Annotated in this window: 19 protein-coding genes; 9 read left to right on the plus strand and 10 right to left on the minus strand. The window is 72.8% G+C overall.

Annotated features, from left to right (window positions below):
• Nucleotides 1–69: 69 nt before the first annotated feature.
• Nucleotides 70–1,476 carry an aldehyde dehydrogenase family protein gene (locus tag ABZ449_RS07715; protein ID WP_360341841.1) on the minus strand — a complete coding sequence of 469 codons (1,407 nt, stop codon included), beginning with the start codon at nucleotides 1,474–1,476 and terminating at the stop codon, nucleotides 70–72.
• A gap of 60 nt (nucleotides 1,477–1,536) precedes the next feature.
• Between ABZ449_RS07715 and ABZ449_RS07720 the strand changes: the two genes are divergently transcribed.
• Nucleotides 1,537–2,184, plus strand: coding sequence for a TetR/AcrR family transcriptional regulator (locus ABZ449_RS07720; RefSeq protein WP_360341844.1), 648 nt, complete (start codon nucleotides 1,537–1,539; stop codon nucleotides 2,182–2,184).
• 275 nt (nucleotides 2,185–2,459) lie between these two features.
• Nucleotides 2,460–3,575, plus strand: a complete 1,116-nt coding sequence (locus ABZ449_RS07725) for a hypothetical protein (RefSeq protein ID WP_360341847.1) — start codon at nucleotides 2,460–2,462, stop codon at nucleotides 3,573–3,575.
• Nucleotides 3,576–3,769: 194 nt separating this feature from the next.
• Here the strand turns inward: ABZ449_RS07725 and ABZ449_RS07730 are convergent, their stop codons facing one another.
• Entirely contained in the window at nucleotides 3,770–4,741 is a 972-nt protein-coding gene (locus ABZ449_RS07730) for a pyridoxal-phosphate dependent enzyme (RefSeq protein ID WP_360341850.1), read from the minus strand.
• Between the two features lie 247 nt (nucleotides 4,742–4,988).
• Between ABZ449_RS07730 and ABZ449_RS07735 the strand changes: the two genes are divergently transcribed.
• Nucleotides 4,989–6,197: a hypothetical protein gene (locus ABZ449_RS07735; protein ID WP_360341853.1), complete on the plus strand. Its 1,209-nt coding sequence runs from the start codon at nucleotides 4,989–4,991 to the stop codon at nucleotides 6,195–6,197.
• A gap of 162 nt (nucleotides 6,198–6,359) precedes the next feature.
• Here the strand turns inward: ABZ449_RS07735 and ABZ449_RS07740 are convergent, their stop codons facing one another.
• Together ABZ449_RS07740 and ABZ449_RS07745 are read right to left on the minus strand one after the other, a co-directional pair.
• Nucleotides 6,360–6,665: a GNAT family N-acetyltransferase gene (locus ABZ449_RS07740; RefSeq protein WP_360341856.1), complete on the minus strand. Its 306-nt coding sequence runs from the start codon at nucleotides 6,663–6,665 to the stop codon at nucleotides 6,360–6,362.
• A 162-nt stretch (nucleotides 6,666–6,827) separates the two neighbouring features.
• A complete protein-coding gene (locus ABZ449_RS07745) occupies nucleotides 6,828–8,927 on the minus strand; it encodes an NPCBM/NEW2 domain-containing protein (RefSeq protein ID WP_360341859.1) in 2,100 nt (699 codons plus the stop codon).
• Between the two features lie 943 nt (nucleotides 8,928–9,870).
• Between ABZ449_RS07745 and ABZ449_RS07750 the strand changes: the two genes are divergently transcribed.
• Nucleotides 9,871–12,645 carry a SpoIIE family protein phosphatase gene (locus tag ABZ449_RS07750; protein WP_360341862.1) on the plus strand — a complete coding sequence of 925 codons (2,775 nt, stop codon included), beginning with the start codon at nucleotides 9,871–9,873 and terminating at the stop codon, nucleotides 12,643–12,645.
• 85 nt (nucleotides 12,646–12,730) lie between these two features.
• Here ABZ449_RS07750 and ABZ449_RS07755 read toward each other — a convergent pair whose 3' ends face one another.
• A complete protein-coding gene (locus ABZ449_RS07755; protein ID WP_360341865.1) occupies nucleotides 12,731–14,446 on the minus strand; it encodes a hypothetical protein in 1,716 nt (571 codons plus the stop codon).
• 246 nt (nucleotides 14,447–14,692) lie between these two features.
• Between ABZ449_RS07755 and ABZ449_RS07760 the strand changes: the two genes are divergently transcribed.
• The 3 genes from ABZ449_RS07760 to ABZ449_RS07770 are packed head-to-tail and all read left to right on the plus strand — an operon-like array spanning nucleotide 14,693 to nucleotide 17,366.
• Nucleotides 14,693–15,775, plus strand: coding sequence for an NAD-dependent epimerase/dehydratase family protein (locus tag ABZ449_RS07760; RefSeq protein ID WP_360341868.1), 1,083 nt, complete (start codon nucleotides 14,693–14,695; stop codon nucleotides 15,773–15,775).
• A gap of 59 nt (nucleotides 15,776–15,834) precedes the next feature.
• Nucleotides 15,835–16,329, plus strand: a complete 495-nt coding sequence (locus ABZ449_RS07765; protein WP_360341871.1) for an NUDIX domain-containing protein — start codon at nucleotides 15,835–15,837, stop codon at nucleotides 16,327–16,329.
• The gene (locus tag ABZ449_RS07770) at nucleotides 16,326–17,366 is read left to right on the plus strand and encodes a galactokinase (RefSeq protein ID WP_360341874.1); all 1,041 of its coding nucleotides are present in this window, start codon (nucleotides 16,326–16,328) and stop codon (nucleotides 17,364–17,366) included. Before ABZ449_RS07765 ends, ABZ449_RS07770 begins: the two co-directional genes overlap by 4 nt.
• A gap of 26 nt (nucleotides 17,367–17,392) precedes the next feature.
• On the opposite strand, the gene ABZ449_RS07775 is transcribed toward ABZ449_RS07770, so the two are convergent.
• From ABZ449_RS07775 to ABZ449_RS07790, 4 genes are all read right to left on the minus strand, one after another.
• Complete coding sequence (locus ABZ449_RS07775; RefSeq protein WP_360341877.1) at nucleotides 17,393–18,490, minus strand: radical SAM protein; 1,098 nt, start codon at nucleotides 18,488–18,490, stop codon at nucleotides 17,393–17,395.
• Between the two features lie 62 nt (nucleotides 18,491–18,552).
• Nucleotides 18,553–19,377, minus strand: coding sequence for a carbohydrate ABC transporter permease (locus tag ABZ449_RS07780; RefSeq protein ID WP_360341880.1), 825 nt, complete (start codon nucleotides 19,375–19,377; stop codon nucleotides 18,553–18,555).
• The gene (locus ABZ449_RS07785; protein WP_360341883.1) at nucleotides 19,374–20,285 is read right to left on the minus strand and encodes a sugar ABC transporter permease; all 912 of its coding nucleotides are present in this window, start codon (nucleotides 20,283–20,285) and stop codon (nucleotides 19,374–19,376) included. Before ABZ449_RS07785 ends, ABZ449_RS07780 begins: the two co-directional genes overlap by 4 nt.
• Nucleotides 20,275–21,513 (minus strand): extracellular solute-binding protein, encoded by a 1,239-nt coding sequence (locus ABZ449_RS07790; protein WP_360341886.1) that lies wholly within the window; start codon nucleotides 21,511–21,513, stop codon nucleotides 20,275–20,277. Before ABZ449_RS07790 ends, ABZ449_RS07785 begins: the two co-directional genes overlap by 11 nt.
• A 246-nt stretch (nucleotides 21,514–21,759) precedes the next feature.
• Between ABZ449_RS07790 and ABZ449_RS07795 the strand changes: the two genes are divergently transcribed.
• Nucleotides 21,760–22,935 (plus strand): serine/threonine protein kinase, encoded by a 1,176-nt coding sequence (locus ABZ449_RS07795; RefSeq protein WP_360341889.1) that lies wholly within the window; start codon nucleotides 21,760–21,762, stop codon nucleotides 22,933–22,935.
• A gap of 10 nt (nucleotides 22,936–22,945) precedes the next feature.
• Nucleotides 22,946–23,764, plus strand: coding sequence for an HAD family hydrolase (locus ABZ449_RS07800; RefSeq protein ID WP_360341892.1), 819 nt, complete (start codon nucleotides 22,946–22,948; stop codon nucleotides 23,762–23,764).
• Here the strand turns inward: ABZ449_RS07800 and ABZ449_RS07805 are convergent.
• Nucleotides 23,715–25,226: a N,N-dimethylformamidase beta subunit family domain-containing protein gene (locus ABZ449_RS07805; RefSeq protein WP_360341895.1), complete on the minus strand. Its 1,512-nt coding sequence runs from the start codon at nucleotides 25,224–25,226 to the stop codon at nucleotides 23,715–23,717. The genes ABZ449_RS07800 and ABZ449_RS07805 overlap by 50 nt on opposite strands.
• Between the last annotated feature and the right edge of the window lie 82 nt (nucleotides 25,227–25,308).

The following is a 25,308-nucleotide window of genomic DNA, read 5'->3' on the forward strand; positions in this document are numbered from 1 at the left end:
GATGCTTCGTCAGTCCTCGTGGGAGGCGCGGTGGTTGGTCGCCCCTGGGGTGCGGTGTCGCGCGGGTGGTCAGAGGAGGCGGCGCAGGAGGCGGTTCTTGAGGGGGGTGAAGGGCGGGTACGCGAGGCGCATGGGGTCGGCGGCCAGGGGCTTGTCGAGGACGGCCTTGAGGTGGCTGAACGTGTCGAGGGAGTAGACGCCGTGGTAGCGGCCGAGGCCGCTCTCGCCGACACCGCCGAAGGGGAGGCCGGGGACGGTGAGGTGGGCGTTGGGGGCGCCGAAGGAGAGGGCGCCGGAGGAGGTTTCGGCGGTGAGGCGGCGCTTGGTGGCGGCGGAGGAGGTGAAGGCGTAGAGGGCGAGGGGCTTGTCGCGGGCGGTGATGAAGGCGATGGCGGCGTCGAGGTCGGGGACGCGGAGGATCGGCAGGACGGGGCCGAAGACCTCCTCGCGCATCACCGGGGCGTCGGGGTCGACGTCGGCGAGGACGGTGGGGGCGAGGTAGCGGGTGGCGCGGTCGTGGTCGCCTCCGGTGACGAGACGGCCGTCGGAGAGCAGGGCGGTCAGACGGTCGAAGTGGCGCTCGGTGACGATGCGGCCGTAGTCGGGGCTCTTCGCCGGCTCGGCGCCGTACATCTCGCGGATCGCGGCGGTCAGGTGCCGTTCGAGCGCGGTCGCGGTGCCGCCGATGGCGAGGACGTAGTCGGGGGCGGTGCAGCTCTGGCCGGCGTTCATGTACTTGCCCCAGGCGATCCGGCGGGCGGCGGTGGCGAGGTCGGTGCCGGGCTCGACGACGACGGGGCTCTTGCCGCCCAACTCCAGGGTGACGGGGGTGAGGTGGCGGGCGGCGGCGGCCATCACGATGCGGCCGACGGTGCCGTTCCCGGTGTAGAAGACGTGGTCGAAGCGCTGCTCCAGCAGGGCGGTGGTCTCCGGCACCGCGCCCTCGACCACGGCGACGGCCTGCCGGTCGAGCACGCGCGGCAGCCAGTGGGCGAGCAGGGCCGAGGTGGCCGGGGCGAGCTCGCTGGGCTTGACCACCGCGCAGTTCCCGGCGGCGATCGCGCCGACCAGCGGGGCCAGGGCGAGCTGCAGCGGGTAGTTCCAGGGGCTGATGATCAGCACGGTGCCGAGCGGCTCGCGCACCGTACGGGCCCGGGCGGGCTGCAGGGCGAGCGGCACCGGTACCCGGCGCGGGCGCAGCCACCGGTCGAGGTGGCGCAGGGCGTGGTCGATCTCGTTGATCGTGAGGCCGATCTCGCCGGTGTACGCCTCGGTGGCGCTCTTGCCGAGGTCGGTGTGCAGAGCGGTCGCGAAGGCGGCCTCCTGTTCGGTCAGCAGGCGTCGCAGGGCGCGGAGTTGGGCCTTGCGCCAGGCGACGGGCCTTGTGCGGCCGGTGGCGAAGGCGGCGTTCAGGCGGGCGACGGTGGCCGCCGCGTCGACGGGCGGGGTGGCGGGGCTCGCGGTGTCGGTGGTCATGCCGCCGAGCATAAACGAAACGAAACGCTTTCGTTTCTACTTTTGGATAGAATCGACGGCATGACGCGCAGCACGCCTCCCTCCCGCCCTGAAGGCCCCGCGTCCGCGGCGCGCCGGGGCCGCCCCCGCGACGCCGCCCGGGACCGCGCGCTGCTGGACGCCACGCTGGCCGTCCTGGCGGAGCAGGGCTACGGCGGGCTCACCACCGCCGCCGTGGCGGCCCGGGCCGGGGTGTCCACGGCCACGCTCTACCGGCGCTGGTCGTCCAAGGAGGAACTGGTGATCGCCGCCGCCGCGCTGCACGGCGAGGGGGTGTACGAGCAGCCCGACACCGGCGGCCTCGAGGGCGACCTGCGGGTGGTCCTGCGCGACAAGGCCGCCACCATGACCGGCGAGGGCGGCCGGTTGATCCGTGCCCTGATCGGCGAGGCCGCCCACAACACCGCCCTCGCGCAGGCGCTGGTGGGCGCCTTCCTCCAGCCGGTGTACCGGCGGGTGGAGGAGGTCGTACGGCGGGCCGTCGAACGCGGCGAGATCCCGCCGGTTGCGGACGTGGACCTGCTCGGCGAGGTCGCGCTCGGCCCGGTGATGAGCCACTTCCTGCTCACCCCGCGACCGCCGGACGACGTCGACCCGGCCACCGCCCGGGCCACCGCCGACCGGCTGCTGCCCTTCGTCCTGCGGGCCGTGGGCGGGCGGACCGACTGATCCGGCCGTCGGCTCGACCCTGTCAGGGATCTTGGTGTTCGCCTGCGGGTGATCATGGTGGTGCGCCTGAGAGCGCTGCCGCGGAGCACCCCGCGGGGCGCGGACGGATCGGCGCGTCGCGACGACGTGAAGCCGTACCGGGCGCCGGCCGCTCGGGCACCGGCATATGGCGTACGCCGCCGGGCGGGGTGACGGCCCGGGTGCCTAGCGTGACCTTCTGGGGGGATCCCGACACTTCCGCGGGCCCGGCCCGCGCCCTCCAGGAGGCAGTACCCATGAGACTTCGGGCATGTTCGAGCGCGCTGGCGAGCGCGGCGCTGACCGTCGGCCTGACCGCCGCCGCGACCCCGGCCGGGGCCGCCGAGCCGCGGCCGTTCCTCGACCGGCTGACCACCGTGTCCCCCGTCGCGTCGACCGTTCCGGAGAACGGGGACGTGAACCCGTACGGCACCTTCACCATCCGGGAGAGCATCGGTGACCTGCACCGGGGCAACGTCCTGATCAGCAACTTCAACAACTCGGCGAACTTCCAGGGCACCGGGACCACGTTGGTCCAGATCACCCCGGACGGGATCAGGACCACGTTCGCCACGATCGACCCGGCCCACCTGCCCGGTCCGTGCCCCGGCGGGGTCGGCCTCACCACGGCGCTGACCGTGCTGCCCGGCGGCTGGGTGGTGGTCGGCAGCCTGCCCACCTCGGACGGCACGTCCGCCACCGCCGAGGCGGGCTGCCTGCTGGTGCTCGACAAGCACGGGACGGTCCGCTCCACCATCGCCGGGGACGGCATCAACGGTCCGTGGGACATGACCGCCGTCAGCATCGGCGAGTGCAGCGAGCTGTTCGTCACCAACGTGCTCAACGGCACGGTCGCCGGCGGCGGCGCGAACGTCGACGAGGGCACCGTCCTGCGCATCACCCTGGAGGCCAGGGGCGACCAGCCCCCGGCCCGCACGGCCACCACCGTGATCGGCTCGGGCTTCCCCGAGCGCACGGACCCGGCGGCCCTGGTGGTCGGCCCGACCGGGGTCGGGCTCCACAACGGCACCCTCTACGTCGCCGACTCGGTGCTCAGCCGGATCACCGCCATCCCGGACGCGCTGACCCGCAAGGACAGCGCGGGCACCGGCCGGCTCCTCACCTCGGGCGGCGGCCTCAACGCCCCGCTGGGCCTGGCGATCGCCCCCGGCGGCGACGTCCTGACGGTCAACGGCGGGGACGGCAACATCGTCGAGACCAACCGGTCCGGACAGCAGGTGGCGGTCAAGCAGATCAACGGCGAGGGCAACCCGCCCGGCGCCGGCGCCCTCTTCGGCCTCGACCTGAACCTCGACCGCGACGCGGTCTACTTCGTCAACGACGCCGACAACGCCCTGGACGTCCTGCGGTGAGCGAGGGTGCTCACCGCAGCCTCCAGCGCGGCTCGCGCCCAGGAAGAGCCCACCGCCAAGGCCCTCATGCCGACTGAGGGCCGTTCGGATCCCCGTCACCGTGACGGGGATCCGAACGGCCGCGCTGACTCAGCCTCGCGGGCCGTCGGCCCGGCCGGAGCGGCCCCGTGACCGCTGCGCGACCGGGCGAACACTCACCCTCTCGGTCCGTAGGTGTTCAGGAACAGCACCGGGCCGTCCGGGTCGGTGCTCAGCGCCGCGGCGAACGCCTTGGCGGCGTACACGGGATCGAGGTGCAGTCCGGCCGCCTCGGCGACCCGGGCGGCGGCAGCGGCCCCGGGCGTCGGGTGGCCGTAGCCGCGGCCCAGGTGGGCGCGGGTCGAGGTGAGCCGGAGCGGCGGAAGGTCGACGGTGGCGCCGCGCCTGCGCAGGACGGCGGCGGTCCGGTCCGCGAGCCGGGTCAGATCGGCCGTGGCCAGCGGAAGGGTGTCGTTGGCCACCACCGCCAGGACCTCCGAGCGCAATCCGGCCAGTGCGCAGCCCAGGGCCAGGCCCGCGGCGGTCCCGCCGGAGCCGGCGGCGGTGACGATGCGCCGGGGTTCCGGCAGTTCGCCGGCGGCCACCTGGGCCGCGAGTTCCAGCCCCGCCTCGACGTAGCCGAGCACGCCGATCGGTGCGGAGCCGCCGGCGGGCAGATAGGACGGCAGCCGCAGGCCGCGCGCGTGGCGCAGGAAGAGCCATGGCGCGGCGGCGATCGTCAGCGGCTTGGAGCGGGTGAAGTGCAGCGTCGCGCCGGAGCGCCGCAGTCGGCGCAGTTGCTCGCGCACGTGCTCGTCCTCGGGCTGGTCGATCAGCGCGATGGCGGTGTCGATGCCGAGCTCGCGCCCGTACAGTGCCAACGCCAGCCCCCAGTTGGTCCCGGTCGCGCCGACGGTCAGCACGGTCCGGGTGCCGCGCCGGCGCAGCTCGGGCAGCATCCACTCCAGCTTGCGGACCTTGTTGCCGCCCCAGCCGCCGGATCCGTAACGGCTCTCGTCCTTGCACCACAGATCGCCCCGGCCGGTCCCGGTGAGTTCCCGTACCGGCGTCGGGGCGTGCCCGAGGCGGCGGAACGGCACGGTGTCCTCGAGTGCGGGCAGGCGCCGGTGCAGGTATGGAGTCGTCATGTCCAGCCCGTTCCACGGTGGTTGTGGGGAGTCGTCAGGATGCCCGCGCACGTCGCGGACGGCAAGCGGTTCGACGGCGAGCGCTCGTGCGCGACGCCTTCGGACGGTTGCTCCGGCGGGAAGGACCAGGCGCCGTGGCGACCTCGGCACCGGCGCCGAACCTCCACCTCATGGGTGTTGCGGACATGCTCAACGCGCCCCTAGCGTGAGTGCCCACGATGATCCATTCACGTGGAGAGGCTCACCCTTGATCTTCCGTCATGTCAGAAACGCGGCGCGGGCGGCCCTCGCCGCCGGTCTGCTCGTCACCGGCGTGCTCGGTGGCGCGTCGCCGGCGGCGGCCGCCACGGCACCGACGGCGCTGCCGGCGTCCGACTACACCCTCACGGCGGACTACCACAAGTACGACACCCTCAACTCGGCGCTCACCACGACGCTGGGGACCTCCGCCGTGCACACGGTGATGGAGAACGCGAACCACGACCGGCAGGCGCTCCCCTCGTCGTTCTCCGTCGCGGGCCTGTCCACCGGCTTCCGGTTCGACGACGGCGACAACTCCGACTGCCAGAGCTACCCGCAGGGCATCACCACCAGTCGGGACGCCGTCGGGACCGCGAACAGCGGCAACTACGACGGCCACCAGCTCGTGCTGGTGAGCTGGTACACCAAGGACGGCTGCGACGGCGCCCAGCAGCGCAGCCGGATCACCCTGGTCGACTGGGACGCCACCTACCCCAACGCCTACCGCAAGATCCTCCTGGTGGAGCCGACCGGCACCGCGACGGCGCCGGACTTCAAGGACGTCCCGATCCACGCCGGCGGCGTCTCCTGGTACGGCGACTACCTCTACGTCGCCGACACCGGGCGGGGCATGCGCGTCTTCGACATGCGCAAGATCCTCAACACCGACACCGGCGGCACCGCCGACCAGATCGGCCGGCAGTCCGCCTCCGTCTACTACGCCCACAACTACGCCTACGTGCTGCCGCAGATCGGCACGGTCACGGCGCAGACGACCTCCAGCGACAAGCTGGTGTGGTCGTCGGTCTCCCTGGACCGGGTCAGCAAGTCGATCGTGATGACGGAGTACACCTGCCAGTCGGGCTGCACCGACTACCCCAACCGCGCGCCGCGGGCCGTCCGCTTCCCGTTCGCCTCCGGGGCGACGACCTTCGCCGCGACGACGACCGCCAGTGAGGCCCTCCAGCTGCCCTGGTACAACCTCAACGGCGTGGCGTCCCACAACGGCCGGTGGTGGTTCAACTCCTCGGGGCAGAAGAAGCTCTACTACTGGACCCCGACCACCGGCCCCTCCACCTTCGCCTGGGTGGGCGGCGGCGAGAGCCTGTCCTACTGGGAGGATGCCACCAACCCCGACCTGCTGTGGTCGCTGCAGGAGACCGTGGGCGGACGCAACGTCTTCGCGGTCACCCAGGCCACCTACGGCGGCGGCTGAGCACCGGAACCGTACGCGGACCTCAACGTCCCGGTACCGCACGGGCGTTCGCAGTGACGAGGCTCCAGCTCCCGGGCTGGGGCCTCGTCCCCTTGCCGCGGCCGGTGGGCGCCGGGGGAGGCGGGAGCGGCCCGGCGCGTCCGGCTTCGAGGTGCGGGGGTGTCACAGGCCGAAGCGGGCGCGGTGGGTGGTGGGGACGAGGTCGGCGTACTCGGGGTGCTTGGTGATCCAGGCGCGGATGAAGGGGCAGTAGGGGAGGACGGCGAGCTGCTGCTCGCGTGCCGCGTCCAGGGCGGCGCGGGCCAGCCGGCCGCCGAGTCCGCGGCCCCCGAAGCGGGGGTCGATCTCGGTGTGGATGAAGGCGATCTCGTTGCCGGAGCGGTGGTACTCGGCGAAGCCGGCGAGTTCGCCGTCCTCCTGGATCTCGAAGCGGGACTTCTCGGCGTTGTCGGTGACGGACTGGTCCATGGTTCCTCCTGGTACGGCTGGATCGCCTGGTCGGCGCCCCTGACTATAGTTGAATTCTCAACTTTTGTCTCGGGGCGATCGACGCGCGGCACGAACGTGGCGGGCCGCCGCCGTCCCTCGGGGAACGGCGGCGGCCCGGCATGTGCCCGGTGGCGGCTCGGCTCAGACGCAGGTGAGGACGGGAGTCGCCCAGTCGGCGTGGTCGGAGGTGTTGCCGTCGCCGGCGTCGGTGACCTGGAGGGTGAGCTCGTTGGCGCCGGTGAGCGGGGCGCTGAGGTGCACGGCCGCCTTCGCGCCGGTCAGGGTCCCGCTGTCGGCGACCTTGACGCCGTCGGCGAGGATCTGGAAGACCACGGAGCCGCGGATTCCCGACTCGGCGTCGACGCCCACGTCGGTGCTCAGGTTGGTGCAGGTGCCGCCGAGGTAGTAGCTGACGGCGGAGGGGGCGTGGACGCCGAGGCCCTTGGCGTAGGTGGTCCCGCCGATGGTGAGGGGGAGTCCGTCACCGGCGGCCGTCTCGCCGTTGCTCTGGTCGCGCTCGACCGGGCCCCAGCCGTTGGAGGCGCTGGACCAGGCGAGGTCGCTGAGGGCGTGGGCGCCGGCGGCGGGGCCGGTGCCGCAGGCGATGCGGGGGTCCGCCCAGTCGGCGTGGTCGAAGGTGTTGCCGTCGCCGGCGTCGGTGACCAGCAGGCGCAGGTCGCCGCCGCCGGTGAGGTCCGCGCTCAGGCGCAGCGGTCCGTCGGTGCCGCGGCGGACGCCGCTGTCGGCGACCAGGGCCTGGTCGCGGTAGATCCGGAAGACCACCGAGCCGTTGGAGCCGGACTCGTCGTCGACACCGACGTCCACGGTGAGGTTCCGGCAGGTGCCGCCGAGGTGGTACCGGACATCGGAGCCCGCGTGCACGCCGAGGCCCTTGGCGTAGGTGGTCCCGCCGATCGTGAGGGCGTGCCCGTCGCCGGCGGCCGTCTCGCCGTTGCTGTGGTCGCGTTCGACCGGGCCCCAGCCGTTGGTGGCCGAGGTCCAGGCCAGGTCGCCGAGCCGCAGGAGGCCGGTGGGCAGCGGGGTCGGCGTCTTCGGGGTGACCCGGTACATCACGGTGCCGTGGGAGGGCACCGAGGCGCTGATCGCACCGGAGGAGGTGGTGGTCGTCTTCGACCACAGGTCCTTGACGGTGTACGAGGAGGCGCCGCCGATGCCGGCCGCCGCCGCGGTGGTGCTGATGGTCTGCGGGTTCGCGCTCTCGTTGGTGAGGGTGATCGCGCGGCTTCCGTCGGCCAGCGGCTTGCTCATGACGACCAGGCCGCCGGAGGAGGCGATGACGGTTCCCTGGGCGCCGAGCGGGTCCTGGTCGACGGCGATGACGTCGGTGTTCTTCAGGATCGCGAGGGTGGCCGGGCTCGCGGTGCGCAGGTCGCTGCCGATCAGCAGCGGGGCGGACATCTCCGCCCAGAGGCTGAAGTGGGTGCGGTACTCGGTGTCGGTCATGCCGCCGTTGCCGACCTCCAGCATGTCCGGGTCGTTCCAGTGCCCGGGCCCGGCGTACGGCGCCAGCGCCTGGTTGCCGTGCGCGATGGCGATCATGCTGGACCAGGAGTCGGAGATGTCGCCGGTGGTGCGCCAGGAGTTGCCGAGCGGTTCGGCCCAGGTCCAGGGCTGGTTGCTGCCCCACTCGCAGATGCTGTACAGGATCGGGCGGCCGGTGGCCTTCAGGGCGTCGCCCATCGCCTGGTAGCGCTGCCGGGCGTCCACACCCATGTTGTTGCAGTTGTCGTACTTGAGGTAGTCGACGCCCCAGGAGGCCCACAGGTTCGCGTCCTGCTGCTCGTGGCCGAGGCCGCCGGGGAAGCCCTGCACGTCGCAGGTCGAGACGCCGGCGCTGGAGTACAGCCCGAACTTCAGGCCCTTGGAGTGGACGTAGTCGGCGACCGCCTTGATGCCGTTGGGAAAGCGCACCGGGTCGGGCACCAGGTTGCCGGAGGCGTCGCGGACCGGCAGCGCCCAGCAGTCGTCCAGGTTGACGTAGGTGTAGCCGGCGTCCTTGAGGCCCTGCGAGACGAAGAGGTCCGCGATGCCCTTGACCATGGACTCGTTGAACTCGGCCCGGCAGTGGGTGGAGTTCCAGTTGTTGAAGCCCATCTGCGGGGTGCGGGCCAGGGTGTTCTCCACCGCGGCCGCCGGGGGAGCCGTGGCGAGGTCGAGGCCGACGGCGGCCATGGCGGCGAGTGCGCCTCCGCCGGCGAGGAAGGTGAGCGCGGTCGTCATCGCGGTCAGGGATCGTCGAAGCCTGTGTGGTGCGGCAAGGGGCATGGGGGAGCTCCACTGTGACGGGACGGGGGATGTCGTGGCCGCCGGGGCGCGGTTGGGCGAAGTGCCGCCGGTCGACCGGCTTCTGATGGCAGGTCGGAGGAGCTGCTTCTTCCCGCTCGCGGGAGCGGGAAGCAACACGTGCAAACAGAAGCCATCACAATCGAACGTTCGGGTCACAGGAAAGCCCGCCGTTCACGTGGGCGTCAAGACCCCGGACACAAGGACTTGTTCATGGCTGCCTTGAAAGCCCCATAATCAGTCACAATCGAACACCGGTCGCGCAGTTGGCACCCAACGCGAGGCGGCCGCCGCGGGACGAACCCTCCCGTCGCGCGGCGACCACGACCGGGCCCGGCGGCCGCCCACCCGTCACAGCGGCGGCCCGACCGCGGAGTCGATCGCCCGCCAACTCGGCGTCAGCGGACGGACGGTGTACCGCCGCAGCGCCCGCCTCCAGGCGATGCCCGGCGCACGGGCCCGCTTCCACCTCGGCGTCCGGGCGAGCAGTCTCGGCGGGCTCCGACAGCGGACCTCACCCCGGTTCACGCACGGGCGCACCGATCGGCGCGGCGGCGACGCCCGGTATCGGCGGGCGGACCGCGCCCACGGTGGACGGCGCCCCGGAGGGACGGTGCGCCGGGCGGCGCGACCCCTTCGTCACGGCCCGCCGTCGAGGCGCGGCCGGTGCGGGGGCACGGCCGTCGAAACGCCGCCGATCGTGCGGGCAGGGTTGTCGAGGCGCGGCCGGTCGTGCAGGCGGGGCCGGGGGGCCGGTACTACTCTGAGAGCCGAGGTGACGACCGGGCGAGGACGACGCCACCGACCCGGGGACTCCGCTCAGCCGTCGGACGAATGGGAGACCCGCATGACCGACCGTGGCGGGAGCTGACGCGGGCCGATGGACGCAGCGGACGGCCAGGACGCCGGGAACGGGTCCCCGGCAGAGCCCGGACAGCACCGGTCGGCCCTGCACCGACTGCGTTCCCGGCTGCGGGTGCACAGTGTCGCCGGGCAGGTGTTCGTATGGCTGCTGGTCGTGGTGGTGGTGCTGGTCGGCGCGGCACTGACGGCACTCGTCCTGCAGGCCAACCGCTACGCCACGGGCGTGGCCGCGGGGCGCACCCGCGCCGCCGCCGTCGCCCTGGCGCAGGATCCCGGTGTGCTGAGCGCGATGGACAGCCCCGACCCGACCACAGTGCTGCAGCCGCTGGCCGACAGGGTCGTGAAGGAGGGCCGATTCGACTATGTCGTGTTCGCCAGCCCGCAGGGGATCCGCTACACGGCCGAGAGCCCCGAGCTGATCGGCAAGCACGTGATCGGCCCGTTCGAGCGCTCCCTCACCGGGCCGACCACCGACAGCTTCGAGACACCCATCGGACAGGTCGTGGAGTCCGGTGCGCCGATTCTCCGACCGGACGGCTCGGTCGCCGGAGCGGTCGGCGTCGGGATCAGCGTCGCCCACGTGGGCAGCGCGGTGAGCCGGCAGCTGCCGGTCCTGATCGGCGGCGCGGCGGCCGCGCTCGCCCTCGGCACCGTCGGGGCGGTGCTGGTGCGACGACGGCTGCGCCGCACGACGCACGGCCTGGGCCCGGCGGAGATGACCCGGATGTACGAGCACCACGACGCGGTGCTGCACGCCGTCCGCGAGGGCGTGCTGATCGTCGGCGGGGACGGACGGGTCGTGCTCGCGAACGACGAGGCCCGGCGGTTGCTCGACCTGCCGCCCGACGCGGAGGGGCGCAAGGTCACCGAGTTCGGGCTCGAACCCGGGCTGGCCGAGCTGCTGGCCTCGGGCCGGGCCGCGACGGACGAGGTGCACCGGATGGGGGACCGGCTGCTCGCCGTCAACAACCGCCCCACCGCCCCCTTCGGCGGCGGGCCGGGCGGCGTCGCGACCCTCCGGGACACCACCGAGCTGCGGGCACTGGCCGGGCAGGCCGAGACGGCCCGCGCCCGGCTGCAACTGCTCTACGACGCGGGGCTGCGGGTCGGCACCACCCTGGACGTCACCCGGACGGCCCAGGAGCTGGCCGACGTGGCGGTCCCCCGGTTCGCGGACTTCGCGACGGTCGAGCTGGCCGACCCGGTGCTGCAGGGGGAGGAACTGCTCTCGGACCCCGGCGTCGAGCAGGGCCCGCGGACCCACCGTACGACCGCCGGCAGCGGCAGCGACGGCATCGCCGACTGGCCGTTCATGCCCATCGGCACCGAGACCACCCCGCTCCCCGGCAGCCCGGAGGAGACCGCCCTCAAGACCGGGCACGCCGCGCTGACCGACGACCTGCGCCACGAGCACGCCTGGCGGGCGCGCGACCCGGAGGCCGCCGACCGGGTGCTCTCGTTCGGCGTGCACTCGCTGATCACCGCGCCGCTGCGGGCACGGGGACTGTCCCTGGGCACGGTGAACTTCTGGCGGGCGGGGGATTCCCCGCCGTTCGACGAGGAGGACCTCGCCTTCGTCGAGGAACTGGTGGCCCGGGCGGCGGTGTGCGTGGACAACGCCCGCCGCTACACCCGCGAGCACCGGATGGCCGAGACCCTGCAGCGCAGCCTGCTGCCCCGGGGCCTGCCCGAGCAGAGCGCCCTGGACGTGGCCTACCGCTACCTCCCGGCGCTGCGCGGAGTCGGCGGGGACTGGTTCGACGTCATCCCGCTGCCCGGCTTCCGGGTGGCCCTGGTCGTCGGCGACGTCGTCGGCCACGGCCTGCACGCCGCCGCCACCATGGGCCGGCTGCGAACCGCCGTGCTCAACTTCTCCGCCCTCGACCTCCCTCCGGACGAACTGCTCGCCCGCCTCGACGAACTGGTCACCCGGCTCGACCAGGACGAGGCGACCGGCGCCGGGGGCGAGGAGGAGAGCGCGCCCGTCACCGGAGCCACCTGCCTGTACGCGATCTACGATCCGGCCTCCGGACGGTGCACCATGGCAGGGGCCGGACACCCGCCGCCCGCACTGGTCCGTCCCGACGGCACCGTGGAGTACGCCGACCTGCCCGTCGGCCCGCCGCTCGGGGTCGGCGGACTGCCCTTCGAGACCGCCGAAATGCGCCTGGCGCCCGGGACCTCGCTGGTGCTCTACACCGACGGGCTGGTCGAGAACCGCCGACGCGACCTGGACACCGGACTCGCGGAGCTGCGCCTGTCCCTGGCGGGCGCCCAGGCCCACCGCTCCCCGGAGGACACCTGCCGGGCCGTGTTCGGCGCGCTGCTCCCACCGCGCCGCAGCGACGACATCGCGCTCCTCGTCGCGCGCACCCGGCTGCTCCGGCCGGACCAGATGGCCGAATGGAACGTGCCGTTCGACTTCGCCGCGGTCTCGCGCGTCCGCAAGGAGTGCAGCGACCAGCTGACGGCCTGGGGCCTGGAGGACCTGACCTTCACCGCCGAACTGATCCTCAGCGAACTGATCACCAACGCCGTCCGCTACGGCGCCGAGCCGATCCGGGTGCGCCTGCTGCGGGACCGCAGCCTGGTCTGCGAGGTCTCCGACGGCAGCAGCACCGCGCCCCACCTGCGCTACGCCGCCACCACGGACGAGGGCGGTCGGGGTCTGTTCCTGGTGGCGCAGCTGGCCGAGCGGTGGGGGACCAGGTACACGGCCCGGGGCAAGGTCATCTGGTCCGAACAACCGCTGACCGCGCCCGAGTTCCAGTTCGAGGCGCTGTTGGGGTGACGCCGGGTGCGGCACGCCCGGCCGACGCCGGCAGGGTCCCGTCGTCGGCGGGGCGAACGCGCGGTGCGGTCGCGGAGGTGACCCGTCAGACGACGGTGAGCAGTGTCCCCTCGTACGCCAGCCACTGGGCGAAGGCGTGCAGTCCCTTCGTGTGGCCGGTGGCCGGTGTCCATCCGGGCGGGCGGGGGCCTTCCGCGAAGTCCGGGTGGGGGGTGGGGAGTTCGGGTGCCTCCGGATCGATGTGGACCGGCACCGGGCGGACGGCGGTGTGTACGGCGTGCGCCAACTCGCTGAGTGTGGTGGGCTTTTCGCCGGCGATGGTCAGGGTGTGGGCGGTGGGGCGGGTGCGCAGCACCGCGAGGACGGCGTCGGCCAGGTCGTCCACGTACACGGCGTGCAGTTCGGCGTCGGGGCCGCCCTGGACGACCACCGGCCGGCTGCGCAGGGCGTCCCAGACCATGCGGCCGATGGGGGTGTTCCGGGAGCAGCCGGGGCCGTAGACCTCGCCGACGGCCAGGGTGTACGGCCGCGGGTCGTCGGGCAGGTGGATCCTCAGGCTCCGGGCCGGGGCGCGGTCGCGCAGGCCGGTGAGGTCGAGGACGGCGTCGGGTGCCTCGTCACCGGTGAGGTCGGTGAGCCTGCGCGTGAGGTGTTCGCCGAGTGGTGTGGCGCCGGCGCGGACGGTGAGCCCGGCGGCGCGGACGGCGAGGCCGGCAGCGGAGCCCGCGGGGCGCCGGGGCCGGCGGCGGGGGGTCGGGCGGTCGGCGGCCTCCCGCCCGGCGACCAGGGCCCGTCGTGCCACGGCGGCCAGGGCCTCGCGGCGTTCGGCGATCCGCTCCTCGGTGCTGGTGTTGCTGATGCCGCCCGGCCCGATCGTCGCGATCGCCTCGGCGTGGACCTCGGCCCGTACCGCCGGTGCGCGGCCCTCGACGTCCAGGCCGAGGCGGGCGGCCTCGTGGCCCATGGCGAGGGCGGTGAGCCAGGTGCCCCGCACGTCCGGCTCGTCCGGCTCCGCACCGGGCGGCGCGAACAGCGAGCGGGGCAGGTCCAGGCCGCGCAGGTACTGCTCGCAGTCCATGTGCAGCCACCGTTCGGGGCCCGGCCCGGCGACCCGTACCGCGCAGCGTGCGACGCCGTACTTGTAGAACGGCAGGACGGTGAGCCCGGTCAGCCGGCTCCCCTCGTCGCCGGGCCGGTCGCCGGGCAGGAAGCAGACCGAGCGGCGGGGCCCCCGGAAGGCGTTGCCGGAGATCGAGCCGTGGTCCTGGTGTTCGGCGAGGTTGGGGACGGAGACGTAGCGGGGGACGCCGCTGTCGCGCAGGTAGCGGTGCATCAGGATGTCGTCGGGCCAGCCGCCGAGGCGCTCGCGGCCGTAGCGGACGAAGCCCTCGGCGACGGCCCGGGGCAGCACGATCGCGACGCACGGGAAGTACTCGTTGACCGCGCCGGTCCAGCGGGCGCCGGCCAGGGCGCCGAAGCGGACCGCGGCGCCGTTGCGGGAGTCCCACAGGGCGAACAGGGCCAGCGCCGCGTCCGGCATCGCGTCGACGGCGAGGCGGACCCGCTCGAAGAACGATTCGGACAACAGCATGTCGTCCTGGACGACGAGTTGATGGGTGGCGCCGTCCTCGACCGCCTCCCAGGCGGCGAGCGCGGTGCGCAGCACCGAGGGGGTCCCGGTCGGGTCGGGGTCCATGACGACGCGCAGCGCGCCCGGGGGCGCCGCCCGGGCCATCCGTTCGGCGGCCTGCCGGCGCTTGGGGTGGGTCATGACCACGGCGCTGAGCTGATGGCGCGTCATGTGGCGTTCCTGTCTCGGCTGTTGCGTGGGTGGCGTGGTGGGTCCCGTGGAACGGTCGGCTACTGCGGGTGCCGCCGGTTCCGGACAGTACGGATCGAGCCGAGGGCTGGCAAGAGTGCCGAATTCGCTCTGGCGGAGCGGTTGGAGCTCCACGGATGCTGGCCTGGCACGCCACCTTCCGTGTGAAGCCTGTGGCTGTGTGTGAGCGCGCATCCGAGTTAGCCGTCTCCACGGAAAGGACACTCCATGTCCGCTGGATCGCACGCGCCATCGAACGAAGCCGGAGCCGACGGGGGCGAGAGCGTCGAGGCCCGGCTGGAGAAACTGCGCGACGCCCGCGTCGTCGTGACGGGGGGCGGGGGGCTGGTGGGCAGCCGGCTCAGCGCCCTGCTGGGCCGGGTCGGTGCCGAGGTGGCCGTCCTGGACCGGATGGACGCCTACCCCGAGTCCGGCCACGCGGTCTTCGCGGTGGAGGGGACCGGGGCCCGGCTCGTCGTCGGCGACGTCTGCGACCGCGACACGGTCGCGGGCCTGCTTCGGGAGGCCGACTTCGTGGTCCACGCCGCCGCCTACGCCGACGTGGCCGCCTGCACCCGTAACCCCGACATCGCCTTCCGGGCCAATGTGCAGGGCACCCAGGTCGTCCTGGAGGAGGCGGCCCGGGCGCGGATCCGCCGGCTGGTGCTGGTCTCCTCCGCGTCCGTGTACGGCGACGGCCCCGCCGACTCGCCCGGTCCGCACGTGTTCCACGAGGACCAGCCGCTGTTCCCGCTGTCGGTGTACGCGAACGGCAAGCTGTGGGCCGAGCACCAGACCCGGCTGCTGCTCGGGTCGTCCTCCGGGTGCGAGCACGCGATCGTCCGGTACTTCTCCGTCTACGGGGAGCCGCAGATCCCCAAGCCGGGCAGCCACTCCTGGATGGTCCCCTGGCTGTCCCTGCAGGCCCGGCTCGGCCGTCCGATGCGGCTGAACGGGGGCGGCGTCCAGGTGCGCGACCTGGTCCACGTCGAGGACGTGGCCGAGGCGACGGCGCTCGCGCTGGTCGAGGAGGGGATGGCGGGCCGGACGGTGAACGTGGGGACGGGTCGCCCGACGTCCGTCCGGGAGGTCGCGGACCTGCTCACCCCCTACTTCCCGGGGGCGCGCCGGATCGTCACCCCGCGGCCCGAGGGCGATCCGCTCGGCGGGTACGCCTCCATCGAGCGCAGCCGGGAGCTGCTGCGCTGGCGGGCCCGGATCGACGTGGCGCAGGGCGTGGACCGGTACGTGCGGTGGCTGGAGTCGACGCCCGAGGCGGTGCCGCGCTGGCTGGTGGAGGAGAACGCGTGACAGTCTGTGGCCCCGTGGGCGTCCGCCGTGGGGCGGGCGGCGGAGGAGGCGGTGCGGGCATGGGCTACGTCGGGTCGTACATCTGGTCACTGCGTCAGAAGGTGGGCGGCAGACGCCTGTTGGTTCCGGGCGCCCAGGTCCTGCTGCTCGACGAGGACGGCCGCGGGCTGTTCCAGCAGCGCGTCGACAACGGCGTGTGGGAGCTGCCGGCGGGCGCCTGCGAGGAGGACGGGGGCTTCGCCGACGCCGCCGTCCGCGAGGTGGCGGAGGAGACCGGGCTGCGGGTGGAGAAGGAGGACCTGGTGGCGTTCGGGTCGCTGTCCGATCCGGCCGTGCACACCCTGACGTACCCGAACGGGGACGTCACCCACTGCTTCGCGCTGTGCTTCGTGGCCCGGCGCTGGTCCGGGGAGCTCTCCCCGGGGGCGGACGAGGTGCGCCGGGCGCGGTTCCGGCCGCTCGACGACCCGCCGGCGCCGCTGCACCCGCCCACGCGGGTGGTGCTGTCGATGTACCGGGCGTTCGTCGCCGAGGGGAGGTTCCAGGCAGGATGAGCGAAGAGCATCCGATCCGCGCCGCGGTGCCGTGCCGGGCGTGCCTGTCGGGGGAGGACCTGGACTGGCTGGGCGCCGGCCGCTCGGTCAGCCTCGCCCTGGACCTGCCGACCACGGTCGAGGTCGTGCCCGGGGGAGCGGCGACGGAGACGGCGACGGCCGCGGCCGCGGCGCGTGCGGCGGGCGACTGGCCGGCCGAGGTGTGGACCTTCCTGCGCGCCCGGCTCCCCGGGCTGGCCCCCGTCCCGCCGGCCGTGCGGGTGCGCAGCGAGGCGCCCGCCGCGAGCGGACTGTCCTCGTCCACGGCGCTGATCGTGGCGCTGTTCCGGGCCTTCGCCGAAGCCGGCACAGGGGTGCCGTCCGGTGTGCGGGCACCTGGCGGCGAGCGGGTGCCGGAGCGCTCGATCGTCCAGTGGGCCTACGAGTTCGAGTTCGCCCGGTTCAACGGCGGCGGCATGGACCACCTCGCCGTCGCCGAGGGCGGCGCGCTGCTGATCGACGGCCGGGAGCAGGGCCTGCCGGTCGTCCGGGAGCGGCTGGAGTTCCCGGACGACTGGCGGGTGGTCGTGGTGGATTCGGGCACCCGGAAGAACACCGGCGACCACATCCGCACGGTGCGGGCACAGCTCGCGGCCGGCGATCCCGCCCTCGCGGCGTACCGGGGCGAGGCCGACCGGGCGTCGGCCGCCGCCTGGGCGGCGCTGCGCGGGCGCGACCACGAGGCGCTGGGGGAGGCGATGGCCCGGGCGCACGCGGCGATGCGCGACTTCCAGGGCATGTCGACCCCGCTCCTGGAGGAGCTGCGGACGGTGGCGCTGAGCGCCGTCGGTCTGCCGCTCAAACTCAGCGGAGCCGGTGGCGGCGGCTCGCTGGTCGGGGTGTGCCGCGCGGCCGACGCGCCCGCGGTGGTGGCGGGCCTGGCCGGCGCGCTGCGCGGCCCCCACCCCGGGGCGCGGGTGATCCCCGCCCGGGCGGCTCCGGGGAGCCGCGGTGCCCGGGCGAGGGCCGGGGCCGGGGCCGGCGTCAGCGCGGTGTGACGCTCACCGAACGGTGACGGGAACGGTCACAGGAACGGGTCGTAGTCCTCGCCGAGGGGGGCTGCGCCCGTTCCTTCCGCTATGCGTTCCAGTTCCAGGTTGGAGCGGTGCCGGGCGCAGTGGAAGCGGCAGTCCCGGTTCGGGTCGACGATGCCGCGGTCCGAGCCCTGCCAGATGTCGGTCAGGCTGTCGGTGACGGCGTCGCCGATCCTGGCCATCGGATTGCCCCGGTGGTAGGAGCAGACGTACACGCCGGACGGGGTGATCAGGGTGCGCAGCTCGGCGACCCGGCAGCGGTGGTACTCCTTGGGCTGCACGGGCCCGGTGCGGCGGCGCAGGGAGGTGAGGGTGGAGGAGTTGACGAGCTGGAAGGTGTCGCTCTCCAGCCGGGCAGCCTCGGCGAGTTGGCGGTCGACCGAGTCGAGGATCTCCTGGGAGACTTGGACGACGTGGTGCTCGTCGTCGAACATCGCCTTGGTCTCGAAGTAGTCGCAGCCGATGTCGTGGGCGAGTTCGGCGGCGCGCAGCACCTCGGTGTGGTTGCTGACGGTCCGGCCGTCCGGCTCCCGGCGGGTCATGACGAGGAAGGAGTAGCCGAGGGCGCCGTTCTTCGCCTCGGCGAGCAGCCGCATGTTCGCGACGACCTTGTCGAAGACGCTGCGGCCCTTGCGGTCGGGGCGGAAGCGGCCGTACGTCCCGGGGGTGCCGGCGTCCATGGAGACGCGGACCCAGGTGGCGTACCGGGCGAGTTCGGCGAGGTTCTTGTCGATCATGGTGCCGTTGGTGACGACTCCGATGGCCAGGCCCGCCTCGCCGAGGATGCGCAGGACCCGGCGGGTGCCCCGGTGGGCGAGCGGTTCGCCGCCCCCGATCAGCACCACGGCCCGGACGGACAGGGCGACGAGTTCCTCGGCGAGCGCGGCCAGCCGGTCGGGGGTGAAGCGGCCCTGGTTGAGGAGCTTTCCGCTGATGCACTCGGGGCAGGCCAGGTCGCAGAAGGTCGTCGGATCGAGGTCCACGACGAGCGGCGCCCCGGATGCGGCTCCGGAGGCGGCCTGTAGGACGCGGGGCCAGCCGGACGGCTGGTACAGCTTGGACACGAGGTCGAGGCGGTCGTGCGTCACGGAATCCTCCTGTGGACGTGAACGGGGTGCCGCCGGGAGAGCCGGGCCTCCTGCGCTCGCGGTCAGCCCTTGACCGCGCCGGCCGCGAGGCCGGAGGCGATCCTGCGCTGGACGACGAGGAAGAAGACCACGACGGGCAGGGCGGTCAGCGTGGCACCCGCCATGAGTCCGCCGTAGTCCGTCCCGAAGCTGGTCTGGAAGGAGACCAGCCAGATGCTGACGGTCTGCTTCTTCGGGCTCGACAGCAGGACGTAGACGAGGACGTACTCGTTCCACGCCTGGACGAGCGCGAAGACGGAGGTGGCGACGATGCCGGGGGCGAGCAGCGGGAGCACCACCCGGCGGAACGCGCCGAGGCGGCCGCAGCCGTCGACCATGGCCGCCTCCTCCAGTTCCACGGGGACGCCGGCGATGAAGCCGCGCAGCATCCACACCGTGAAGGGCAGCGTGAACACCAGGTAGGTGAGGATCACGCCGGTGAGGCTGTCGGTCATCCCGATGTCGTTCAGCAGCAGGTACACGGGGATGATCAGGGCCGTCAGCGGGACCATCTGGACGATCAGGATCACCACGACGAACGCCCTGCGGCCGGTGAAGCGGAACCGGGCGAGGGCGAAGGCGGCGAGCGCGCCGACGACCAGGGACACCAGGACGGTGCCCAGGCCGATGACCGTGCTGGAGCGGACGTTGGCCCAGAAGGTCTCGGTGCGCAGGGCCCGGGCGAAGTTGTCGAGCGTGAACCGGCCCGGCCAGAACTCCGGTGGCAGGCTGAGGATCTCGGTGGCCGGCCGGAACGCGGTGAGCACCATCCAGTAGACGGGGAAGCCGATCACCGCCGCGACGAGCAGCCCGAGCAGGTCGTGGCCCAGCGACCGCCGTCGCCTCATTCGATCTCTCCCGTCCTGAACATCTGACGCAGGTAGACGACCGATCCGGCGAGCAGCAGCACGACGGTCACCAGCGCGATCGCCGCCCCGGTGCTGTACCGGTTGACGGCGAAGGACTCGATGAAGGAGTAGACGCCCAGCAGGTAGTACTCCCGCTCGGGCTGGCCGCCGCGCATCAGCCAGATCTGGTTGAACACGCCGAAGTCCCAGATCGCCGACAGCGTGGTGACCATGACGAGCACCGGCCTGATCACCGGCAGGGTGACGTGCCGGAAGACCTGGAACGGCCGGGCCCCGTCGAGCACGGCGGACTCCTCCAGCTCGGGCGGCACCTGGGCCAGCGCGGCCCGCAGGGTGATCGCGGCGAACGGCAGTGAGCCCCACACCACGACGGCGACGATGACGGAGAACCCCTGCCAGGGGTCGGTGAACCAGTTGTGGCGGGCCAGGTCGACCCCGGGCAGGTTGGAGAGCAGCCAGTTCACCACGCCGTAGTCGGCGTCGAAGAGCCAGCGGAAGATCGAGGCGGCGACCATGACGGGCATCGCCCACACGGTGACCAGCACCCCGGCGATGACGGCCCGCACCCACGGGGAGACCCGGTGCATCAGCCGGGCGGTGAACAGCCCGCACAGCACGGTGAGGGCGACGCACACCGCCGTGAAGAGCACCGTGCGGGCCACCACCGTCCAGAAGAACCCGTCGCCGAGGATCCTGCGGAACTGGTCGAGCCCGGCCCACGGCGGCGAGGTGCCACTGAACAGCTGCTCGCGGGTCATGTCCTGGAAGGAGAGGACGACCATGTCCACGAGCGGGTAGCCGAGCACCAGGACGAGCGCGAGGACGGTCGGGCCGATCAGCAGGTACGGCAGCAGCGGGCGCCGCCGCCGGCCCCGGTCAGCGCTCATTGATCACTTCGTCGATCCGCCGGTCCGCCTCCCGCGCGGCGTCCTGCACCGACGCCTTGCCGTTGGCGATCCGCTCGAGCATCTCGGGCAGGACGTTGGACTTCTCCACCGACGTCCAGCCGGGCGCGAACGGGGTCATCCAGCCCCCGGTCGCCGCGGCCTGGGCGGCCGGGCCGTTGATGCCGCCGGCGGCGACCTCGGCCAGCTGGGTGGTGTTGTTGGGCAGGGTGTTCGCGGCGATCAGCGTCTTCTGCGACTCCCGGTCGGTGAACATCCTGATCCAGTCGGTGGCCAGGTCCTTGCGCGTCGACTTGGCCGGCACCGCAAGGGTGGAACCTCCCAGGAACGGCGGCAGGAGCTTTCCGGACGGGCCGGGGAAGGGGAAGGTGGCGAACTTGTCCTTCAGCTTCGGATCCCCGCCGGAGCGTTCGTCGGCGGCGGCGTCGGCCTCCCAGGTGTTGCCGTAGAAGACGCCCACGCGGCCCTGGCCGACGACGGCCGGCTGGTCGCCGTTGTCCTTGGCACGGTCGCCGACGTAGTAGGCGTCGATCAGCCGTTTCCACTCGGTGAGCCCGGCGACGGACTTCGGCGAGGACAGCGAGGCCTTCCAGCGCTCGCCCTCCTTCACCGCGATCTCGCCGCCCGCGTCCTTCACGAAGGCCATGGCCGCGTACCAGTACCGGCCGGGCATGTAGAAGGCGGAGAAGTTCGGGTCCTGGGCGCCGAGGGTGCTCTTCAGCTTGTCGAACGCGGACAGGAGCTCGGGGTACGTCTTCGGGGCGCCCGGCACACCGGCCTGGGCGAAGTAGTCGGTGCGGTAGACACCGACCCGGGCCCCGACGTAGTAGGGCACGCAGTACGCCTTGCCGTTGTTCCGGCACGCGTCGGCGAGTGCCGGCAGCCAGGCGCCCGACTGGTCGAAGCCCGCCGGGTCGAGGGTGGCGAAGGCGCCGTTGACGATGTAGTTGGTGGTCTCGCTGTTGCCCATCTCCACCACGTCGGGCACGTTCTTCCCGGCGAGGACGGCGTCCAGCTTCTGGTTCTTCGTCGTCCACTGCTGGTACTGGACCTCGACCTGGACCCCGGGGTGGGCCTTGGCGAAACGGTCGTTAGTGGACTGGACCAATTGCGGCCAACTCTCCTGGGCGTCCACGGCCAGCCACACCGTCAGCTTGCCGCCGGCCCCGGAACCGCCGCCCGATCCGGAGCCGCACCCGGCGGCGGCCATGGACAGGAGCAACGTGAGAACCAAGGGGCGAAAAGGCATGCGAATGGCCATGGGGTCTCCAAGTTCGCTATGGGGGCGGTCTTCTGACTACCCGTCCGATACGCCCACGGCGCGGAGGCGCGGACATTCGGCCGGAAGATGACGTTCGGTGTCCCGCAGAGGGCGCAACGCCTTGACTCCTCCTGGGTGGCACCCGCAGGTTGGGCCTCTGCGTCACCCACACGACCCCGATCGAAGGGCTTGTACGTGACCGAGCAGACGACGACCGCGCCCGAGGCGAACCCCGGCACCACCGAACGGCCGGTGAGGGTCAACGCCTGGAACGGCTGGGACCCCCTGCGTCATGTGATCGTCGGGCGCGCCGAGGGCACCGTGGTCCAGGCTCCCGAACACGCGGTCCGCCGGGACTACCCCGACGACGGCTTCCCGCTGGGAACCCACGGCCCGATGCCCGCGGACATGGTCGCCGAGGCCGAACAGCAGCTCGACGACTTCGCCGAACTGCTGCGCCGCCGCGGCATCCGCGTCGACCGCCCCACCCCCGTCGACTTCACCCGGCAGGTCGGCACGCCCGACTGGACCCACGACTCCATGTTCGGCTGCATGCCGCCCCGCGACCTGCTGCTGACCGTCGGCAACGAGGTCCTCGAGGCGACCATGTCCTACCGAAGCCGCTGGCACGAGTACCTCTGCTACCGGCCCGTGCTGCAGAGCCTGTTCGAGGCCGACGAACGCATGCGCTGGGAGGCCGCCCCGAAACCCCGCCTCACCGACGCCTCGTACCACACCAAGTTCTGGGACACCTACAACGACCTGTCGACCGAGGAACAACTGGCCCGGGTCCGCGACTACGACCTGGTGCTGACCGAGGCCGAGCCCCTGTTCGACGCCGCCGACGTCGCCCGCTTCGGCAAGGACCTGTTCGTCCAGCTGTCCTTCGTCACCAACCGTAGCGGCTACCAGTGGCTCAAGCGCCACTTCCCCGACCACCGGGTGCACGCCGTCACCTCCACCAACACCCACCCGCTGCACATCGACGCCACCTGGGTGCCGCTGCGCCCCGGCCTGGTGCTGCACTGCGGCGAGCGGCTCGCGGACGCCGAGCTGATGGAGTTCTTCCGGCTCAACGACTGGGAGATCGTCGAGGCGGTGCAGCCCGCGAGCTGGGACCACCCGCCGAAGCTGTCGTTCTGCAGCCCGTGGCTCGCCGGGAACATGCTGAACCTCGACGAGAACACCCTGTGCATCGAGGAGAAGGAGGTCCGGCTGGCGGAGCAACTCTCCTCGTACGGCTTCGAGATCGTCCCGGTGCCGTTCCGGGCGGTCGGGCCGTTCGGCGGCGGGCTGCACTGCGCGACCGTCGACATCGAGCGGGACGGCGGGCTCCAGGACTACTTCCCGCGCCGGTACGGCCGGTACTGAGGCCGGCCCGGTGCCGAGCGCGCTGCCGGACGCGTCGCCGAATGCGTCGCCGTACGTGTCGCCGAGCGCGTTGCCGTACGCGTCGTCGCCGGGGATCCGTGCCGCCGTCTTCGACTTCTACGGGACGCTGGTGCGGATGGTCGAGCCGTTGCCACCCGACCACCGAGCGATCTTCGGACGCCGGGGCCTGGCCGCCCAGGGCGCCCGCTGGGGTGACCAGTGGGCGGTGGGCCCCGGCGAGGGCGAGGAGCACGCGGCCCACTCGGTCGACGAAACCGCCTACCACCGCTGGGAGTTGGAGCGGCTGCGGACCAGGGCGCGGGCCTGCGGGGTGCCGGACCGCGAGCTCGACGGCCTGGTCGCGGAGATCGACCGGGCCATGAAGGCCGTCCGGCTGGAGCTCTTCGAGGACGTCCGCCCCGTCCTCGGGGAGCTCCGCGACCGCGGCCTGCTGGTCGGCATCTGCTCCAACTGGTTCTGGAACCTGGAGGATCACGTCGAGGAGCTCGGCCTGGGCGCGGTGGTCGACGTCGTGGTCGGCTCCGCCCGGGCGGGGGCGCGCAAGCCGCACCCGCTGATCTACCGGGTGCTGCTGGAGCGGTGCGGGCTGCGGGCGGGGGAGGTGCTGTTCGTCGGGGACATGTGGGCGCCCGACGTCCTCGGACCGCTCGCCGCCGGGCTGCGGCCCGTCCACCTGCGCCGGCCGGACCCGGCGGTCCGCGGAGCGGAACCGCCGCTGCCGGCCGGCGCGGCCCGGATCCGCGGGCTGCGGGAACTGCTCAGCGGCGTGCCGTGCGGTGCCGCAGCCGGTCCAGGAGGTTGCGGGTGACCTGGACGACGCCGGCGTCCTGTTCCCTCCCGCAGACCACGGGCCAGTCGGTGGTGCCCGCGGTGAACACGGTGCCCCCGGCGGTGTGGACGCCCATGGTCGCGGCCCGGGGGCTGGTGAGGCCCGGCTCCCGGACCGGGCCGTTCCAGTGGCCCCACTTGAAGTGGTGGAAGTCCTCGTGGACCGGATCGAGGACGTGGATGCCGAGGATGAGGAAGGAGGCCGGAGTGCCGTCCTCCCCGGTCGCCCGGGCCACGCCCCGGGCGTCCCGGACGTAGGCGGCGCCGTCGCACTCGTATCCGATGAGCGGGGTGCCCGCGCCGAGCCGGTCGGGCTCACCGCCGTCGGAGCCGTCGCGCAGACCGGTGCCGGCGAAGAACCAGTGGTCGGCGTGCTGCACGGTGTACCCCGCGCGCGGACGGTCCCCGGGCCATTCGGTGCTCGGCCACATTCCGCCGTTGCGGAAACTCACCCCGGTGAGGGAGTTCTCGGGGCGGCCCGCGCCGTCGGGCGCCGCCGGCCACCACTGGTCGGTCGCGGGGAGGTGCGGATAATCGTCCCCCACGTGGTGGTCGGTGTCGGAGACGAAGGCGGTGTTCCCGTCGGTCGGGTGAATTCGCCACCAGCAGGTGTTGGCACTGAGGAAGGCGATGTTCCCGCCCTCCCGGACGAATCGCTCGGCGTGGGCGCGCATCGCCTCGCTCCAGTATTCGTCGTGGCCGACGCTGAGCAGGAGATCGTAGGAGGAGAGTAGCTCCGGGTCCTCGTGGAGATCGAGATCCGTGCAGAATTCGACCGGGTAGTCGTTGCGTTCCAGCCAGGCGATGAACGGGGCGTCCCAGTAGGCGAGGTCGATGATTCCACCCGGCCGGTGCAGGCTCACTTTGTGTCCGCGGAGAGCGCCGTCCGACAGGTACACCGGGTGGTCGTAGAGGCTGACGGCGCGCTCCTCGCCCGGCCGGTCGGAGCGGTTGTAGGCGTGCCGGGTGAAGGTCGACTTCTTGTAGAGGATGCGGGAGCGGCTCCCGGCCCGCCGGGGCCGCACGACGAAGAACTCGCGGGCGGGGCCTTCGATGCTCGCGGCGTCCAGCGGCGGCGGGGCGTCGCCGGCCTCGGCTTCCCCGGTCTCCTCGGCTCCCTCGGCACCCTTGGCTTCCTTGACGTCCTGGGCTTCCTCGATGAACTGGACGAGGTGCATGCCGGGAGTCCAGTCCTCGGGCACGGGCAGGGTGAGCGGCGGCCAGTCCCAGTCGTGGGCGGGCGAGGCCCGACCGGGTGTGCCGTCGGGGTGCGGGGGCGGCAGGTGGAGCGAACCGGGGTGCCAGCCCGTCTCCGCTACCAGGTCCACCGTCTCTCCCAGCCGGTAGAACCTCAGCCGGAACCGGGCGGCGTCGGTGGAGACGTGGACCCTCAGCTCTCCCCCGGAAGTGACGCTTTCCCGTCCGAGATATCCCTCTATCATTCCGCCTCCCCAGCAGAACGATCGACCGTCGAATATTCATTCCGGTCGCATCGGCAAGCCATGGTAGGAGGTGTCGGAATTC

This window comes from Kitasatospora sp. NPDC005856 (assembly GCF_040629945.1).
GTDB lineage: Bacteria > Actinomycetota > Actinomycetes > Streptomycetales > Streptomycetaceae > Kitasatospora.